This is a genomic window from Micromonospora sp. CNZ285 (assembly GCF_004637285.1).
In genome coordinates this window covers 5,719,539-5,737,588 of the sequence record NZ_SPQD01000001.1, presented here as the reverse complement: position 1 = coordinate 5,737,588, position 18,050 = coordinate 5,719,539, and the positions used below count along the sequence as shown (strand labels likewise).

Below are 18,050 nucleotides of genomic sequence, written 5' to 3'. Positions count from 1 at the left end.
CCCGTCAGGACGCGGCGAGGATCTCGTCTCCGATCAGCGTGATCTGGTCGGCGCCGACCTCCACCGCCGTCATGTAGTGCCGCAGCCAGGAGCGCAGGCCGTCGGGCGTGCCGGTGGCGAACGCGCCGGCCGCGCCCACGTACTCCGGTTCGCGCTCACGGTGACCGACGTCCACCGCGACAAGCCCGCGGGGGTCGAACCCGGTGGAGATCAGCACCAGCCGGGCGGCGGCGCGGGCCACCACCCCGGACGGGCCGGGGAACGGCCGCAGGTTCAGCAGCTCGCCGTGTACGACGGCGGCCAGCACCAGCGGTGGCACCTTGGTGCCGCCGGCGACCAGGGCGGCCAGGCCGTCGAGGCGGGCCGCGACCACCGGGTCGGCGACCGGCCGGCCCAGTTCCTCCTCGGTCACCACGTCGCGGGCGGCGAGTACGTGCAGCCGGGCCATCACCTGCCGGGGGGCCTTCGGCCAGAGGTCGCTCAGGCCGGGCAGCGCCCCGGCGACCCGCAGCGCGCCCTGGAGCACCGGGTCGGTGACGGTGCCGGCGCGTACCTCCTCGCGGTCGTGGACGCGGCCCTCCAGCGCGGCGCTGGCCACGGCGGAGCGGAGGCTGACCTCGGCGGCGACCTGGCCACCCTGGCGGCGCAGCGCGCGGTGCCGGTGGGCCAGGTCGACCCGCTCGCGGGCCTGCTCGACGGCGGTGGCGACGTCGGCGAGCGCGAGCAGCGGGGCGAGCGGATCGGTGGTCACCCCGTCACGCTAGCGACCGCCGGGCCGGTATCCGCCTCCGCCCGCCGGGAAAGTGACGCCGTCGGCGTCGCGCGGTGCACTCGGCGCGGGTACGGGGCCGCTCGGCGCGCGGTGAGGGGCCGGGCGGTCGCGAGCGGGGTACGGCGGGACTAACCTTCCCCGGAGTAGGAGACGCAGGTCACGCGACGAAGGAGTCACCGCATGAGCGAGGCATTGGCCAACTTGCTGAACGAGACGCGCCAGTTCCCGCCGCCGGCTGAACTCGCCGCGAACGCCAACGTGACCGCCGAGGCGTACGAGGAGGCGGCCGGTGACCGGCTGGCCTTCTGGGAGCGCCAGGCCGGCCGGCTGGCCTGGGCCCAGCCGTGGGAGCAGGTGCTCGACTGGTCGAACGCCCCGTTCGCGAAGTGGTTCACCGGTGGCAAGCTCAACGTGGCGTACAACTGCCTGGACCGGCACGTCGAGGCGGGCCTCGGCGACAAGGTGGCGATCCACTGGGAGGGCGAGCCGGGCGACACCCGTACGGTCACCTACGCCGACCTGCACCGGCTCACCTGTCAGGCGGCGAACGCGCTGACCGAGCTGGGCGTGACCGCCGGTGACCGGGTGGCGATCTACCTGCCGATGATCCCGGAGGCGGCGGTGGCGATGCTCGCGTGCGCCCGGATCGGCGCCACGCACAGCGTGGTGTTCGGCGGCTTCTCCGCCGACGCGCTCACCAACCGGATCCAGGACGCCAGCGCCAAGGTGGTGATCACCGCGGACGGCGGCTTCCGCCGGGGCAAGCCGTCGGCGCTCAAGCCGACCGTGGACGAGGCGGTGGCGAACTGCCCGTCGGTGGAGCACGTGCTGGTGGTCCGGCGTACCGGTGAGGAGGTCGCCTGGTCGGCGAAGGACCACTGGTGGCACGAGACGGTGGAGACGGCGTCGCCGGAGCACGAGGCGCAGGCGTTCGACGCCGAGCACCCGCTGTTCATCCTCTACACCAGCGGCACGACCGCCCGGCCGAAGGGCATCCTGCACACCACCGGCGGCTACCTGACCCAGACGTCGTACACCACGCACGCGGTGTTCGACCTGAAGCCGGAGACGGACGTCTACTGGTGCACCGCCGACATCGGCTGGGTGACCGGGCACTCCTACATCGTGTACGGCCCGCTCTCCAACGGCGCCACCCAGGTCATGTACGAGGGCACGCCGGACACCCCGCACAAGGGCCGGTTCTGGGAGGTCGTCGACAAGTACAAGGTGACCATCCTGTACACCGCGCCGACGCTGATCCGCACCATGATGAAGTGGGGCGAGGACATCCCGGCCGGGTACGACCTGTCGTCGCTGCGCCTGCTCGGCAGCGTCGGTGAGCCGATCAACCCGGAGGCGTGGATCTGGTACCGGCAGCATGTCGGCCGCGGCGAGCTGCCGGTGGTGGACACCTGGTGGCAGACCGAGACCGGCGCCATCATGATCTCGCCGCTGCCCGGCGTGACCGAGGCGAAGCCCGGCTCGGCGATGAGCCCGCTGCCCGGCATCGTCGCCGACGTCGTCGACGACCAGGGCCAGTCGGTGCCGAACGGCGGCGGCGGATACCTGGTGCTGAAGGAGCCGTGGCCGTCGATGCTGCGGACGATCTGGGGCGACGACAACCGGTTCCTGGAGACGTACTGGTCCCGGTTCGGCGCCGGCGCGAACACCGGCGACGAGTGGGTCTACTTCGCCGGTGACGGCGCGAAGAAGGACGACGACGGGCACATCTGGCTGCTCGGCCGGGTGGACGACGTGATGCTGGTGTCCGGCCACAACATCTCCACCACGGAGGTGGAGTCGGCGCTCGTCAGCCACCCGTCGGTGGCGGAGGCGGCGGTGGTGGGCGCGACCGACCCGACCACCGGCCAGGCGATCGTCGCGTTCGCCATCCCGCGCGGCAGCGCGGAGATCTCCGGTGACGCGGGCGAGCAGCTCATCGCCGAGCTGCGCAACCACGTGGCGAAGACGCTCGGCCCGATCGCCAAGCCGCGGCAGATCATGCTGGTGCCGGAGCTGCCGAAGACCCGCTCCGGCAAGATCATGCGCCGGCTGCTGCGGGACGTGGCGGAGAACCGGTCGCTCGGTGACGTGACCACGCTCCAGGACTCCTCGGTGATGGAGTTGATCTCGTCGGGGATGAGCGGCGGGAAGTCCGACGAGGACTGACGTCGACTGACGACGAGGGGGCGGGCCGCCGGGCGGTCCGCCCCCTCGTCGCATCCGGGATCCGCGCCGGTCGATCGGGGGATCCGGGACTGACCTGATCGGCCAGAGGGCCTGATCAACTCTGTCGATGTCGCTCGTCGTCGGTTACGTTCAGCCAGCCGGCGGATTTCGACGAGCGTCACTGAGACGGCCGGTCCCTCACCATTCCCTACGAACGGAGTGGCATGCTCCCCATGTCGCAGCACAGGGCACGGCGACGCTTACTCGTCGCACTGCCCGCCATCGCGCTCGCGGCCACGTCGCTGACCGTGACGGGCAGCGCGGCGGCTCAGCCGGCCCGGTCCGCACCGGTCACGATCGGGGCGGACGAGCACTACATCAACTACGCCGAGCCCGAGGTCCAGCCGGACACCGGCGGCAAGGAGGTCAAGGGCCGCGACGGCATCTTCTCCTCGCCGGCGGACGAGGCCCGCGCCTACGACCGCAAGTACGCCGGGGGCAACCCGATCGCGGCGCGCGAGCTGGCCAAGCTGGAGGCCAAGTCCATCCGGACCGGCCAGAGCCCTCGCAAGATCAAGAAGGCGAAGAGTACGCAGACCGCCAAGCTGCTGACGCTGCTCGTCGAGTTCAACGACCAGGCCAACGACGACTTCACGAACGTGATGGTCCCGAAGACGGTGTTCGAGGACCGCACCTGCGTTCCCGGCACCGTGCAGAACGGGCCGCGGCACAACACGATCCCGAACCCGGCCACGCTGCCGCACAAGGACAACAACTCGATGTGGGTGCCGGACTTCTCGCCGGCCCACTACGACAAGATGCTGTACAGCAAGAAGGGCATCACCGAGCGGGTCCGCAAGGACCTGAAGGGGCCGGACGGCAAGCCGGGCATCAGCCTCGCCGGGCGGACCATGCACAACATGTACCTGGAGATGTCAAAGGGCGCGTACACCGTGGACGGGCAGGCCAGCCCGTGGATCACGGTGCCGCACTCGGAGGGCTGGTACGCCGCCTCGCGCTGCTTCCAGGACGAGAACGGCAACTGGGTCGCCGGGCGTGAGCAGTCGATGAACGGCCACCCGGACAACCCGCAGGGTGCCGGCCGGCTCGCCACCGACGCGATCGACGCGCTGGCCGCGGCCGACCCGGACTTCCCCTGGGCCGACTACGACATCGAGGACCAGAGCGACCGCGACGGTGACGGCAACTTCCACGAGCCGGACGGCGTGATCGACCACCTGGTGCTGGTGCACGCCAACCAGGGCAAGTCCCGGGGTGGCGGCGACGTCGGCATCTACTCGGTCTGGGCGCACTCCTCGACCGTTGCCGGTGGCTACACGATCCCGGGCACCAACCTGAAGGTGTCGAACTACATCGTGCAGCCGGAGGACGCCGGCGTCGGCGTCTTCGCCCACGAGTTCGGGCACGACCTGGGTCTGCCGGACCTCTACGACACGTCCGGCAACGCCGACTCCGACGTGGACTTCTGGGACCTGATGGCGTCCGGCTCGCACTCCGGTGAGATCTTCCAGGCGCTGCCCACGCACATGGGCCTCTGGGACAAGTGGGTGCTGGGCTGGGCCGAGCCGAAGACGTTCGGGCCGGGTGACCGGTCCAAGCTGGTCAACCTCGGGCAGACGTCGCGTACGCCGGTCGGCACCGAGGACGGCATCAAGATCGACCTGCCGGACAAGGTGATCTCACTGGCGACGCCGCACAGCGGCTCGAACATGTGGTACTCCGGCGCCGACCAGAACTGGGCCGACGTCAAGCTCAGCCGCACGGTGACCGTCCCGAACGCCGCGGACGCGAAGTTCTGGATGTGGAACAACTACGTCATCGAGGCGGACTGGGACTTCGGCTTCGTCGAGGTCTCCACCGACGGCGGCGCCACCTGGAGCGAGCAGAAGGTGTACGCCGAGGGCGGCGCGCTGGTCTCCACCAACGACGGCTATGCCGACCCGAACGGCCGCATGGTCGACTTCGGCAACAAGAAGTACGGCCTGACCGGCAGCACGAGCGGCTGGCGGCACGACTACGTCGACCTGTCGTCGTACGCCGGGCAGACCGTGCAGGTGCGGCTGCGTTACGCCACCGACGAGGCGTTCGTGGAGCGCGGCTGGTTCGCCGACGACTTCTCGGTGACCGGCGGCGGCGCCACCACCTGGAGCGACGACGTGGAGAGCGGCGCGGCGGGCTGGACCCAGACCGGCGGCACCTTCACCGACACCAGCGGCGCGGGTTGGTACATCGACTCGGGCACCCAGGTGAAGTCGCACTACTACCTGGCCGAGTGGCGTAACTTCGACGGCTTCGACAAGGGCCTGAAGTACACCTACGACACCGTCTACTCGCACGAGGCCTGGAAGGTCGACCGGATCGCGTACAACGCGCCGGGCATGCTGGTCTGGTACCGGGACACCCAGCTCGGCGACGTCAACCACGTCACCGCGCAGATGACCGCGCTGCCCAGCTACGGCGCCAAGGGCGGTCTGCTGATCGTCGACTCGCACAACGACCCGCTGCGCCGCAAGGGCGTCGCGGCCGAGAAGGACCCGTCGGTGCTGAAGAACCTGCCCAGCCGGCCGCAGTCCTCCAACGCCGCGTTCGGCCTGAAGCCGACGTACCCCTTCAAGGAGTGCCTGGAGGCGGCGGACGAGCCGTACAGCGAGTACTGCACGAAGTTCGGCCCGCAGGCTCCGGTGCGTGGCTTCACCGACGCCAAGGGCTGGTACCCGGGCATCGAGATCCGTGACGGCGCCGCGTACTCGCGGGACAACGACGCCTCGGTGGTCGTCCCGTCGCGGGGCAACCAGCAGTACACCACCCGGGTGGTGAACCCGGACGGCACTCCGGCGACGGACTACTACGGTTCGACGCTGGGTGGCGGGGCGATCGTGCTCGGCACCGGCAACCCGGGTGACGCGGGCGTCCAGTACGGCGTCTCGATCATCATCAAGCGGGCCGCCAAGGACAACTCGTACGCCCAGGTGTACGTGGTTCCGCCGCGCAACTGAACGGTACGGTCAAACCGGAACCGGAATGACCGAAAAATGATCTGAACGGTATCGATGGGGGAAGGGCCGGGAGCGTGAGCGCTCCCGGCCCTTCCGCGCGACGGCTTATCCATGACTGTCACTGCACTACATGATCCACGCATCGCTGCTGGTCAACGGCTCGGTGACGGCACGGCGTGTGACGGCGGAAAGCATCCCCAACAAAAAGTTGCTACAAATCGACGCACACATCTTCCCACCAGTCGCAGCAGTGTCTATGTTCACCCTTGGTCCCACTAGTGGGACGTTCCACCGGCCCGTACCCCCAGTTGGGCCGGTTCCCTCACACCGGAGGTACCACGTGCGCAAAGTCGCAGTGGGTCTGCTCGGGCTTTCGCTGACCGCGACGGGGCTGATGGCAGGCACGTCCGCCAGCGCCGCGCCGACGCCGAAGCTGCCGGCCGCCGCTCCGTCGGTGGCCGAGCCTGCGCAGGCTGAGCACGACCTGCCCAACCCGCTCGAGGAGAAGCGGCGCGCGCTGCGCCAGGAGGGCCTGAGCGAGGTCCTGTCCGGCAGGGCGAAGGCCGAGAAGATCAACGGCAGCACGGTCGTCAAGGTCGGCGAGCGCGCTGCCGGAGGCCCCTCGGCGGGCAGGTCCGCCAAGAGCACCAAGGCCGGCAAGGGTCCGGTCAAGGACCAGTACGTCGAACTCTCCCGCAAGCGGACCGACAAGATCTTCGTCATCCTCGCGGAGTTCGGCGACGAGCGGCACCCGAACTACCCGGACCAGGACACCGACCCGGACACCCCGGGCCCGTCCCGCTTCGACGGTCCGCTCCGCAACCAGATCCCGCAGCCCAACCGGGCGGTGGACAACTCCACCGTGTGGCAGGCCGACTACAGCGCCGACCACTACCGGCAGCTGTACTTCGGCACCAACCCGGGTGACGAGTCGCTGAAGCAGTACTACGAGGCCCAGTCCTCGGGTCGGTACAGCGTCGACGGCGAGGTCACCAACTGGGTGAAGGTTCGGTACAACGAGGCCCGCTACGGCCGCTCCGGCGGCTACCCGTGCGCCTCGAACGTCTGCACCAACACCTGGGCGCTGGTCCGCGACGCCGCCAACCAGTGGGTCGCCGACCAGAAGGCGCAGGGCCGCTCCGACGCGGAGATCGCCGCGGACGTCAAGGCGATGGACGAGTGGGACCGGTACGACTTCGACGGCGACGGCAACTTCAACGAGCCGGACGGCTACATCGACCACTTCCAGATCGTCCACGCCGGCGGCGACGAGGCCGACGGTGACCCGTACCAGGGTGAGGACGCCATCTGGAGCCACCGGTGGTACGCCTTCGCCAGCGACCAGGGCAACACCGGCCCGGAGAACTTCCCGGCCGGCGGCACCCAGATCGGCAACACCGGCGTCTGGATCGGTGACTACACCATCCAGCCGGAGAACGGTGGCCGGAGCGTCTTCTACCACGAGTACGGCCACGACCTCGGTCTGCCGGACGACTACAACGTGGTCAGCGGTGGGGACAACAACAACGAGCACTGGACCCTGATGGCCCAGAGCCGGCTCGGCGCCAAGAACGACGGCGGCATCGGCGAGCGCGGTGGCGACCTCGGCGCCTGGAACAAGCTCCAGCTCGGCTGGCTCGACTACGAGGTCGTCGTGGCCGGCCAGAAGCGCACCCTGGAGCTGGGCCCGCAGGAGTACAACTCCAACAAGGCCCAGGCCGCCGTGGTGGTGCTGCCGCAGCGGGAGTACACGTTCCAGAACGGCAAGCCGTTCGAGGGTACGAAGCAGTTCTTCTCGGGCAACGACGACGACCTGAACACCACGATGACGCGCACTGTCGACCTCACCGGGAAGACCAGCGCCGCGCTGTCGATGAAGGGTCGCTACAGCATCGAGGCGGACTACGACTACCTGTTCTTCGAGGCGTCCACCGACGGTGGCCAGACCTGGACCTCGCTGCCCGGTACGGCCAACGGCACCCCGCTGAAGGAGATCTCCCCCGGGCGCTACGCCCTGGACGGCTCCAGCAACAACCAGTGGGTCGACGTCAACATCCCGATGGACGCGGTCGCCGGCAACGTCGTGCAGTTCCGGCTCCGCTACCAGACGGACGGCGGTGTCTCCGAGGGCGGCTTCTACGGTGACGCGATCACCGTGACCGCCGACGGTCAGACCCTCCTCACCGACGGCGCCGAGGCCGGTGCGAACGGCTGGACCCTCAGCGGCTTCAGCATCGTCGAGGAGACCTACACCCGTAAGTTCGACAACTACTACATCGCCGGCAACCGGTCGTACGTCTCGTACGACAAGTACCTCAAGACCGGCCCGTACTTCTTCGGCTACGCGAACACCCGCCCGGACTACGTGGACCACTACGCGTACCAGGAGGGTCTGCTGATCTCCTACTGGAACCTCCGGTTCGCGGACAACGACACGTTCGCGCACCCGGGTGAGGGTCGGAACATGATCATCGACGCGCACCCGCGGCCGATCTACAACCTGACCGGGCAGCCCTGGCGGGCCCGCGTCCAGGTCTACGACGCGCCGTTCAGCCTGAAGAAGGCCGACTCGTTCACGCTGCACCTCAACAGCCAGCCGCAGTACATCCGCGGCCAGGCGGCGCAGCCGCTGTTCGACGACACCAAGCAGTACTGGTTCCCGGAGCTGCCGAACCACGGCGTCAAGCTCCCGGCCACCGGCACCAAGATCAAGGTTCTGGAGCAGAACGGCACCTCGGTGAAGGTCCGCTTCTCCTGATCCACTGATCGACGCACCACACGATGCCCGGGCGGTTCACCCGCCCGGGCATCGCCCTTTCCGGGAACCCGGCGTACCCCGCCCGCGTCCCATCCGTTCGACACCCGCACCACGCTGCCGGCCGCCCCCCGCGATGGCGCTGATCGGCGGCGCGGCCGAGACGGAGGATCCGTGTCCGACGACCACCAGCCGGCCGCCAGCGGCCCCGCCTCGCCCGCCGGTCGCCCCACCCCGCTGTCCGCCACCGACCTGCCGACGCTTCGGCGGCCCGCCGGGCCGCCGAAGACGCCGACCGACAACCGGCCGACGGGCGTCGTCGCCGGCTGGATCACCCGGGGCGGCTCCGGGCCGTGCTACGGGCTGATCGACGAGAACGGCACGGAGTACGCGGTGTACGGCCCGAACGCCGGCGAGCTGCGCAAGGGCGACCTGGTCACGCTGCGGCTCACCGCGCGGGACCGTTCCGTCGACTGCGGACCGGGCATCCCCATGCGGATCATCGAGGAGTGACAGCCGGTGGCAGACCGCTCACCACGCCGGGAAGCGGCCCCGGTGCGCGGTTCCGGGTGACCGCCCGGAGAATTCCCTGATCCTGTCCACCTGCGGGCCCGGTGGGCGACCGGCGGCCCTAGGCTGTGCCCCATGACCGACCAGCGCGGCGGACCCGTCGACGACTCCTGCGTCCTGCCCGAAGGGCCGTGGACGCACCGGTTCGTCGGCGCCAACGGCAGCCGGTTCCACGTCGTCGAGGCGGGCACCGGTCCGATGGTGCTCTTCCTGCACGGCTTCCCCGAATACTGGTACGCCTGGCACGAGATGCTGCCGGCGGTCGCCGACGCGGGCTTCCGGGCGGTCGCGGTCGACCTGCGCGGTTACGGCGCGAGCGACAAACCACCCCGGGGGTACGACGGCTACACGCTCGCCGCCGACGTCGCCGGCTTGATCCGGGCCCTCGGCGAACGATCCGCCACCGTTGTCGGCACCGGCGCGGGCGGGCTGATCGGCTGGACCGCCGCCTCCTTCCACCCGACCCTGGTCCGGCGGCTCGTGGTGCTCGGCGCGCCGCACCCGCTGCGGCTGCGGGCCGCAATCGTCGCCGACCCGCGCGGCCAGTTCACCTCGGCCACCGCGACGCTGAAGTTCCAGCTTCCCCGCTACGAGCACGTGCTGACCCGCGACGACGCCGCCGAGGTGGAGGAGATCCTGCGCCGGTGGGGCGGGCCGCGCTGGGTGTCCGGCCCCGACTTCGCCGACTACGCGCACTGCTGCCGGGTGGCGATGCAGATCCCGCAGGCCGCGTTCTGCGCGATGGAGGGCTACCGCTGGGCGTTCCGCTCGGTGCTGCGGCTGCACGGCTACCGCTTCGTGAAGCTGATGCAGAAGCCGCTGGTCACGCCGACCCTGCAACTGCACGGCGCCCTCGACCGGGCCTCGCTTCCCCGTACCGCCCAGGGCTCCGGCCGCTACGTCACCGCCCCGTACGAGTGGCGGCTGCTCGACGACGTGGGCCACTTCCCGCACGTGGAGGCGCGCGACCTGGTGCTCGGCGAGATCCTGCGCTGGGCGAAGTCCTGACTCAGACCCGCTGCTCGCCCAGGTCGGCCACCTCGGCCGCCGGCGCCCAGCCCTGGTAGACGCCGAAGTCGAACGCCTCCAGCCCCATCGCCTCGGCCACCGGCCAGCGCCCACCGGTGTACTCCAGCCGCAGCCACCCCTCGTGCTCGGCCAGCACGATGAACGGCTGCCCCTGCCAGGTGCAGGTGGTCCGCACGTACGCCAGATCGTCGACCTCGGCGGCCGGCACCACCCGGACGTACCGGCCGGGGCGTACCTCGGTGAATCCTTCGTCCGGGCCCGGCTGGTACAGGCGGATGTCGTCGCCGTCGGGGCTGGCCTGGTACTCCCGGCCCCGCCAGCGCGCCACGTAGCCGTCGCGGGTCACGCCTCGTCCGCCTTGCGCCACAGCAGCTCGTCGGTGTCCAGGACCGCGACCAGCCTGCTGTCGCCGTCCGCGCCGACCCGCCACAGCTCGGCACCGTGCGGGAGCCGGGCGCTGTCCACCTTGAACTCGGCGATCACGTCGCTGCTCTCCCCCGGCGCGAAGCCGTTGCCGCGGAACGGGGGCCGCTCGATCACCCAGCCCTCCATCGCCCGCATCGCCGCCTCGTTCGGGCCGCCGTACGGGATCCGGTAGAGGCTCGGCCGGTAGGCGGGCCAGCGCAGCAGGTAGATCTCCTCGTCGTCCGGGGAGAACGGCGAGCCCGGGTGGCCGAGCCCGAGCGCGCCGTACAGCTCCGCCGGGGTACGCAGATGCGCCAGCTCCTCGGCCCGGTGCACGAATCCGGAGACCCGGTCGTAGCCACGCTCCAGGTAGTACGCGAGCTGGCTCGCCGCGATCGCCTTCTGCATGGCCACCGGCCGGTTCGCGGCGATGGTGGGCGCCTCCCGGCGCTGTCGTTCCGCCGGCTGCGGCGCGGCCGCCGGCTCCAGGTCGTCACCGAGGCCCACCTCGGCCGCCCAGTTGGCGAGCGCGAGGACCTGCTCCCCCGGGTACGCCGCACCGACCGGGCTGCCCGGGTTCACCCGGAACGACCAGGCCACGTCCGGCCATCTGCGGATGAGCTGCACGAACTTGACCCGTACCGTCTCGATCTGGCCCTCGGTGTGCTCGGCCAGGCGTTCCGGCGAGGTGTAGACCGAGACGCACCTCTCGCCGTCGACCTGGTCGGCGTGCCAGACGAAGCCGGGGTCGCCCGGCCGGCTGCCGGCGGCCGAGTCGGGCGCGACCGGCAGCAGCACCCGGGCCAGCAGCAGCGTGGTGAGGAAACCGTCGGTGCTGCCGCTGCCCGCGGCGGCCAGCAGGTCCTCCTCGACGTCGTTCGCCGGTACGAACTCGGCGGCCGCCGGGTCGTCTGTCGTGGTGGGTGCCGCGGGCTCGGACAGCGCGACGGTCGCGTCGCTGGACGCGAACAGCGACGCGGTGACCGGTTCGTCGTCGCTGGTTGCCGGCTCGAAGAGGGACACGGTCGGCTGCTCCGCCGGCGCGAGCGACACCGTCGGCTCAGCCTCAGCCGGCGACGTGGTCAGCGGCGCGGTCGGCTCGCCCTCAGCCGGACCGGTCAGCGGCGCCGTCGGCTCGGCCGACGCCGGGTCGAACAACGAGACGGTCGGCTCAGCCGACGACGCGAACAGCGGCGCTGTGGCCTCACCTGCCGAGGACGACGCCTCGAACAGCGACGTCGTCGGCTCGGACACCGAGGCGAGCGACACCGTCGGCTCGCCCTCAACCGGACCGGTCAGCGGCGCTGTCGGCTCGGCCGGCACCCGGTCGAACAGCGAGACGGTCGGCTCAGCCGACGACGACGCGAACAACGGCGCCGTGGAATCCGCTGCCGGTGCCGGCGACTCGAACAGTGCCGTCGTCGGCTCCGCTGCCTGCGGCGGCGACTCGAACAGCGACGTCGTGGGCTCGGACGCCGACGCGAGCGACACCGTCGACTCGTCGGGCTCCGCGCTCCGGTCCGGCGCGCCGAGGTGGGTCGGCGCGGGCTCGGCGAGGTTCACCGTGTCGTCGGCGACCGGCGGGTCCACGGAGAGCGGCATCGTCGGGTCGGCGGTGCCGGCCCAGGGCCCGGCCTCGGCCGGTTCCGCGCGCACCGGGCCGGTCGGCTGCGCGGACCAGACCGGCTCCGGCTCGGTCAGGTCGCGGGCCTCGATGACGGTGCCCTCGATGACGATCGGTGTGAAGTCGCGGCGCGACGAGGGCGGTGCGGACACCGGTTCGGCGATCGACGGAGGCAACTCCTCCACCGGCTCGTCGATCATCTCCCACCCCGCGGTGTCGCCCTTCGACCTGCCCGGCGCGGCCCCCCACCCGTCGGCAGTGGCCGGTCCGACGTGCGCGGCGGTGGCCGGTCCGGCCTGCGCCGCAGAGGCCGGTGCGGTGTGCGCGGTCGGGGCCGGGCCGGTGTGCCGCCGGGGCAGCGCCTCGGTCGCGTCCTCGGACGGGCGGGTCGGCCGGAACGCCTGGGTGGCCTCCTCCGACCGGGGCACGGTCGACGGCTCGTCCGTCCGTGTCGTGAAGGCCTGGGTCGGGCCCTCGCGTACCGGCTCGTTCAGCGGCCGTCGGCGCGGAAACGGCTGCCCGCCGGCGAACCGGGTCGGCGGGGCGGCACGCTCACCGGCCCGGCGCGACGGGTCCAGCGGCGACGGGCGACGGGCCGAGCGGCCACCGGACGAGGGCTCGAAGAAGGAGCGGGCCGGCGGCGGAGCGGCGGCGGCCGGTGGCTCGTCGGCGGGTGCCGCCGGGGCGGCGGCGAAGGGGTCCGGCTCGTCCGGGCGGCGGCGCAGGTCGGTGAGCCAGCCGTCGAGGGCGTCCGTCTCCGGCTCGGTGCCGGGAGCGGTCCGGCTCGGGACGTCGCCGTCCGGCCCTCGGCGGCGGGGCGGCACGGTGGGCAGCCGTCGCCCCAGGACCGAGGCGGCGCGCATCGGCACCGTGGGCGGCTCGCCGGCCTCCATCGGCCGCTCGTCCCGGCCCGGCGCACCGGCGACCGGCGGCACGGCCGGTGGCGGCATCGCGGGCGGCGGCACAGCCGGTGGCGGAACAGCGGCCGGCGGGACGACGGCATGGGGCACCGGCGCGGGCGTGACGGCGGCCGGTGGAACGGGAACAGCAGGCGGGCGGGGCGCGGCCTCGGGCACCGTGTTCCGGGCTCCCCGGGTGGCGTTCTCCACCCGTTCCAGCCGGGCGCGGGCGCCCATGGTGCGGCCGGGGAGCCGGACGTCGCCCCGGGAGAGCTGAGCCACGTACCAGGCGGGCAGGTAGCCCTCGATCGGCAGGCCGGGATTGACCGCCAGCCACCACTCGGGGTTGGGCCAGCCGGTGGCCAGATCCGGGTAGGGGACGCGGCGGGTGGGCCCCGCGTTCTCCCCGAGGCTCGCGCGCAGCGCGGCGACGGAGGTGAAGGCCAGCACGTGGGTGCGACCCCCGGAGGTCCAGGTGCCCCATCCGGCGGTCGGTCCGCTCGCGACCGGAAGCAGGAGATCGACACGGGTCAGCACCCGGAAGTACTGCTGCTGGTCCTGCGCGCGCAGCGCGTCCCGCATCGCCACCTCGGCCTCGGTGGCCGGCTCCCATCCGGTCACGGCCACCTCTCCTTCCGCGAACAGGCCACAGGCATCGCCTACAACCTACAAGGTGGCAACAAGATCAGGACTTCTGGCCATCGACGGTCGGCCTCGACGTCAGCGAGCCGATAACATCCCGTTCCGGAGCCGACACGTTACGGAGGTCGTCGATGTCTCGGCCAGTCGCGTACCCCGCCGTGGCCGCCCTGGCGACGCTCCTCGTCACGGCGGTTCCGGCCGCTCCGGCGGCGGCTCGCGCACCCGCCGGCTGCGCCTCGCCGCCCGCGCCGGCCCGCCCGGTGGCGGACCAGCCGTGGCCGCAGCAGCGGTACGCCCCGGACCGGCTCACCCCGCTCGCGACGGGCACCGGGATCGTGGTCGCGGTGGTCGACTCGGGAGTGGACCGGTCCCACCCGCAGCTGGCCGGCCGGGTTCTCGACGGCGCCGACTTCCTCGACCGGGGCGGGGACGGCACCCGGGACTGCGCCGGCCACGGCACCGGGGTGGCGAGCATCATCGCCGCCGCCCCGCAGCCGGGCGTCGCGTTCCGCGGCCTCGCGCCGGACGCGCGCATCCTGCCGGTACGGGTCAGCGAGCAGCAGGTGGTCGAGGGGCGGGAGTCGGGGCGTACGGTCGACGCGGCCGGGTTCGCCCGGGCCATCCGCTGGGCCGTGGACCACGACGCCGACGTGCTGAACCTCTCGGTGGTCCTGTACGCGGACGACCCGGCGGTACGCGCCGCCGTCGCCTACGCGGTGCGGCGGGACGTGGTCGTGGTGGCCGCCGCCGGGAACCTGCACGACAACGGTGATCCCCGGCTGTACCCGGCGGCGTACGACGGGGTGCTCGGCGTCGGTGCGATCGGGCGGGACGGGACACGCTCGGCGTTCTCCCAGACCGGCTCGTACGTGGACGTGGTCGCCCCTGGTAGCGAGGTGCTGATGGCGGCGCCCCGGTCGGGGCACCAGCGGGCGGAGGGGACCAGCTACGCCACCCCGTTCGTGGCGGGTACGGCGGCGTTGCTGCGCCAGTACCGGCCCCGGCTGAGCGCGGACGAGGTGGCCGGGCGGATCGTGGCCGCCGCCGACCCGGCGCCGGGGCGGGACGCGGGCTACGGCGCGGGGGTGCTGAACCCGTACCGGGCGGTGACCGAGTCGGCCGGCGCGGCGGATTCCCGTACCCGGCCGGCTGCCGCGCTTCCCGAGGACCGCCCGGATCCGGCCGCGCTGGCCCGCCAGTCCCGCCGGGACTCGGCCCGGGGCCGGGCACTGCTGGCCGCCGCCGTGGCGGGCGGGGCGGTGGCACTGGTGGCGGCGCTCGCCCTGGTGCTGCCGCGCGGCGCACGTCGGCGGTGGCGGGCGGCCGACCCGGCCGGCACTGTCGCGCCGAGATGACAGCGGGTCGCGTGCGGCACCGCGCGTGACCACGGATCGCGTACGAAGGCGCGCGACCACGGGTCACAACGCGACGCCGCGCGGCCCGGATCACCTGCCCCGGGCCGCGCGGCGTCGGTTCACTGGAACAGGTTGGCGTTGCGCTTCTCGGTGTCGAGGTAGTCGGCCGCGGAGTCCTCCACGGCGAGCTTGATGTCGCGCAGCATCGCCTGGAGGTCCTGCGAGGCGGCCCGCCACCGGGACTGCCGCACCTCGTACGCCTCGCGGGCCTCGCCGTTCCAGCTCGCCACCAGCGGGGCGGCGTCGCGTTCGAGCTGACCGAGCTGGCTCTCCAGGGTGGACAGGGCCCGTTGGATGTCGGCGCCCGCCTGTTGCAGGGCGGCGAAGTTGACGACCAGCACACCGTGCTCCATGAGTTCGATCCTTCCGGTTGTCAGAGAGGCAGCTGGATGCCGCGGTTGGTGCCCGCCACCCGGCCGGCGGCCTCGGTGTCGGAGACGTCGTAGTGGCGGCCGGCGCTGCGGATCGCGGTGGCGGTCTCGCGCAGCGCCCGCTGGAGGGCGGCCTGATCCTGCGCCCACTGCTGCTTGACCTGCGCGAACGAGCGCCCACCGGCGCCCCGCCAGGCCTGCTGCAACACCTCCAGCTCGGCCATCAGGCCGCTGAGCATGGTCTGGAGCGACTGGTCGACCTGCTCGAACTTCGCGGCGGTCTGCTGCATCACCGCGGCTTCTGCCTGGGTCTGGGACATCCCGGACGTCACCTCGTCTCCTCGGTCGTGGCTGGCCACCGTGTGACCACCGTGGACTCGTCGGCGGGGGTCCGGGGCCGGTGGAGAGGGAAGCCCGGCGGCGGCGGACACGCAACTCGACGATTTCGTCGCTGACGGTAGCCGTCCGACTTCGGTTCTGCTACCCCTTCGGGCTCCCCTGTGGACAACTCGCCCACTACGATGAGCCACGGCAGCGTCACGCGGAGGCCCGGCGAGGAGGTTCGGTGACCGCCAGTACGTTGGAGCGGCCCGCGTCCGTCCCGGTCCGGGCCCCACAGTGGACGAGCCGACCGGCAGCGCGGCTGCGCGCCGGTCAGATCGTGGCGACCCAGGTCGCGGTGGCGGTGCTGGTCGCGGCCGCCGGGCGAGGTGTCGTGCCGACGGCCGTCTCGCTGCTGGCGACGGCCCTGCTGCTGCCGGCCGCCTGGGTGCGGGTGCGTGGCCGCTGGTTGCACGAGTGGCTCGTCACCGCCGCCGCGTACCTGACCCGGCGCCGCGCCCTGCCGGCGGCGGCCGAGCCGGCGGCGCTGCTGGAGTTGCTCCGGCCGGGCGCGGTGGTCGGCGCGACCGAGGCGTCCGGCGGCGCGGCGGTGGTGCACGACGCCGCCGGCCTGACCGCGCTGCTGGAGCTGGGCGACCCGGACGACCTGCTCGGCGACCACGCGCCCGAGCTGCCCACGCCCTTCGACCTGCTTCCCCCGGCCGGCCCGGACGCCCCCGCGATCCGGTTGCAGCTGGTGTTCTCGGCGTCGCCCGCACCCGCGCCCGCCGTCGCGGGTGGCCCGGCGGGTACGTCGTACCGCCAGCTCACCGACGGCCGGGTGGCCGGGCGGACCCGCGTGGTGCTGGCCGTCCAGGTGCTGCGCGCCGACGGCTGGCCGGACGAGGATCTGCTGCGGGCGCTGTCCGGCACCCTGCGGCGGCTCGTCCGCCGGCTGGGCCCGCTCACCGCACGGCCGCTCGGCGGCGACGCGGCGCTGCGGGTGATCGCCGAACTGGCCCACCACGAGCCCGGCGCCCCGGTGCGGGAGACCTGGCCGCTGCTCGCCGTCGGCGGCTTGGCGCAGGCCACCTGGCGGCTGCGGCGGTGGCCGGATCCGCGCGGCGAGCCGGCCCGCGGGCTGGTGGGACGGCTGCTCGCGCTGCCGGCCACCGCCACCACCGTCGCGCTCACCGCCGGTCCGCGCATCGGCGCGACGCCGGTCCCGGCCGAGCTGGCGGTACGGGTGGCGGCCGGGAGCGCGGCCGAGCTGTCGACCGCGGAACGCACGCTGCGCCGGGTCGCCGGTGACGTCGGCGGCGAACTGCGCCGGCTCGACGGTGAGCACCTGGCCGGGCTGGCGGCCACGCTGCCGCTGGCGGTGACCGGCGGGGCCGCGTCCCCGGCCGGGTCGCCCCCACCCGCGCTGGACCTGCCGCCTGCCACCGCCGGCCTGATGGTGGGCGCGAACCGGCACGGCGCCGCGCTCACCGTCCGCCTGTTCCGCCCGGCCACGACCCGGGTGCTGCTCGTCGGCGGCGTGGCCGCGGCGCAACTGCTCGTGCTGCGGGCGCTGGCGCTCGGCGCGCGCGTGGTGGTGCAGACCGGCCGTCCCCGGTTCTGGGAGCCGTTCGTACGCGGTGTCGGGACGCTCGGTGGCGGCGTACCGCTGCTTCCGCCGGGTCGTCCGGTCGGCGGCGCGCCCGGTTCGCCGCTGCACCCGCTGCTGGTGGTGGTGGACGCCGGCCCGGTGCCGCCGGAGGCCGGCCCGGCCGCCGCCTGGCAGTCGGTCCTGGTGGTCCGCGACGAGCTGACCCCGGCCGACACGCAGGCGCTGGCCCGCGCGGACCTGGCGATCCTCCAGCCGCTCGACCCGGACGAGGCCGCGCTGGCGGGCGCGGCGCTGGGCCTGGGCGGCTCCGCGGAGTGGCTGACCCGGATCCGGGACGACATGGTCGCGGTGGTCAACCGGCGGGCCCTGCGCTGGGCGCTGCTCTCGCCCACGCCCGTCGAGTCGCAACTGGTCGGTCGCCCGGCCCGGCACTGACGAACCGCACCGCC

The 18,050-nt window shown here is 72.8% G+C and carries 12 protein-coding genes; 7 read left to right on the top strand and 5 right to left on the bottom strand.

From position 1 onward, the window contains the following. Positions 1 to 4: 4 nt before the first annotated feature. Complete coding sequence (locus CLT75_RS26315; protein WP_135242913.1) at positions 5 to 751, bottom strand: Fic family protein; 747 nt, start codon at positions 749 to 751, stop codon at positions 5 to 7. A 201-nt stretch (positions 752 to 952) separates the two neighbouring features. Between CLT75_RS26315 and acs the strand changes: the two genes are divergently transcribed. From acs to CLT75_RS26290, 5 genes are all read left to right on the top strand, one after another. Next, a complete protein-coding gene (gene acs, locus CLT75_RS26310; RefSeq protein ID WP_135242912.1) occupies positions 953 to 2,941 on the top strand; it encodes an acetate--CoA ligase in 1,989 nt (662 codons plus the stop codon). A gap of 233 nt (positions 2,942 to 3,174) precedes the next feature. Then, entirely contained in the window at positions 3,175 to 5,958 is a 2,784-nt protein-coding gene (locus tag CLT75_RS26305) for an immune inhibitor A domain-containing protein (protein ID WP_486485273.1), read from the top strand. A gap of 355 nt (positions 5,959 to 6,313) precedes the next feature. After that, entirely contained in the window at positions 6,314 to 8,716 is a 2,403-nt protein-coding gene (locus tag CLT75_RS26300; RefSeq protein WP_135244137.1) for an immune inhibitor A domain-containing protein, read from the top strand. A gap of 171 nt (positions 8,717 to 8,887) precedes the next feature. Continuing rightward, positions 8,888 to 9,226, top strand: a complete 339-nt coding sequence (locus CLT75_RS26295) for a hypothetical protein (RefSeq protein ID WP_135242910.1) — start codon at positions 8,888 to 8,890, stop codon at positions 9,224 to 9,226. A gap of 132 nt (positions 9,227 to 9,358) precedes the next feature. Next, entirely contained in the window at positions 9,359 to 10,291 is a 933-nt protein-coding gene (locus tag CLT75_RS26290; protein WP_135242909.1) for an alpha/beta fold hydrolase, read from the top strand. Position 10,292: 1 nt separating this feature from the next. On the opposite strand, the gene CLT75_RS26285 is transcribed toward CLT75_RS26290, so the two are convergent. Both CLT75_RS26285 and CLT75_RS26280 read right to left on the bottom strand, forming a co-directional pair. Next, complete coding sequence (locus CLT75_RS26285; RefSeq protein ID WP_114919301.1) at positions 10,293 to 10,658, bottom strand: hypothetical protein; 366 nt, start codon at positions 10,656 to 10,658, stop codon at positions 10,293 to 10,295. Beyond that, positions 10,655 to 13,861, bottom strand: coding sequence for an SseB family protein (locus CLT75_RS26280; RefSeq protein WP_135242908.1), 3,207 nt, complete (start codon positions 13,859 to 13,861; stop codon positions 10,655 to 10,657). Before CLT75_RS26280 ends, CLT75_RS26285 begins: the two co-directional genes overlap by 4 nt. A gap of 152 nt (positions 13,862 to 14,013) precedes the next feature. Between CLT75_RS26280 and mycP the strand changes: the two genes are divergently transcribed. Next, positions 14,014 to 15,237: a type VII secretion-associated serine protease mycosin gene (gene mycP, locus CLT75_RS26275; protein ID WP_135242907.1), complete on the top strand. Its 1,224-nt coding sequence runs from the start codon at positions 14,014 to 14,016 to the stop codon at positions 15,235 to 15,237. 119 nt (positions 15,238 to 15,356) lie between these two features. On the opposite strand, the gene CLT75_RS26270 is transcribed toward mycP, so the two are convergent. Together CLT75_RS26270 and CLT75_RS26265 are read right to left on the bottom strand one after the other, a co-directional pair. Next, complete coding sequence (locus CLT75_RS26270; protein WP_135242906.1) at positions 15,357 to 15,650, bottom strand: WXG100 family type VII secretion target; 294 nt, start codon at positions 15,648 to 15,650, stop codon at positions 15,357 to 15,359. 20 nt (positions 15,651 to 15,670) lie between these two features. After that, positions 15,671 to 15,988: a WXG100 family type VII secretion target gene (locus CLT75_RS26265; RefSeq protein WP_018787788.1), complete on the bottom strand. Its 318-nt coding sequence runs from the start codon at positions 15,986 to 15,988 to the stop codon at positions 15,671 to 15,673. 245 nt (positions 15,989 to 16,233) lie between these two features. On the opposite strand from CLT75_RS26265, the gene eccE reads away from it, so the two are divergent. Next, complete coding sequence (gene eccE / locus CLT75_RS26260; RefSeq protein WP_135242905.1) at positions 16,234 to 18,036, top strand: type VII secretion protein EccE; 1,803 nt, start codon at positions 16,234 to 16,236, stop codon at positions 18,034 to 18,036. Positions 18,037 to 18,050: the final 14 nt, after the last annotated feature.

Coding starts and splice junctions, on each gene's coding strand:
- mycP (WP_135242907.1), top strand. CDS start 14,014: ATGTCTCGGCCAGTCGCGTACCCCGCCGTGGCCGCCCTGGCGACGCTC.
- CLT75_RS26305 (WP_486485273.1), top strand. CDS start 3,175: ATGTCGCAGCACAGGGCACGGCGACGCTTACTCGTCGCACTGCCCGCC.
- CLT75_RS26270 (WP_135242906.1), bottom strand. CDS start 15,650: ATGGAGCACGGTGTGCTGGTCGTCAACTTCGCCGCCCTGCAACAGGCG.
- CLT75_RS26290 (WP_135242909.1), top strand. CDS start 9,359: ATGACCGACCAGCGCGGCGGACCCGTCGACGACTCCTGCGTCCTGCCC.
- CLT75_RS26265 (WP_018787788.1), bottom strand. CDS start 15,988: ATGTCCCAGACCCAGGCAGAAGCCGCGGTGATGCAGCAGACCGCCGCG.
- acs (WP_135242912.1), top strand. CDS start 953: ATGAGCGAGGCATTGGCCAACTTGCTGAACGAGACGCGCCAGTTCCCG.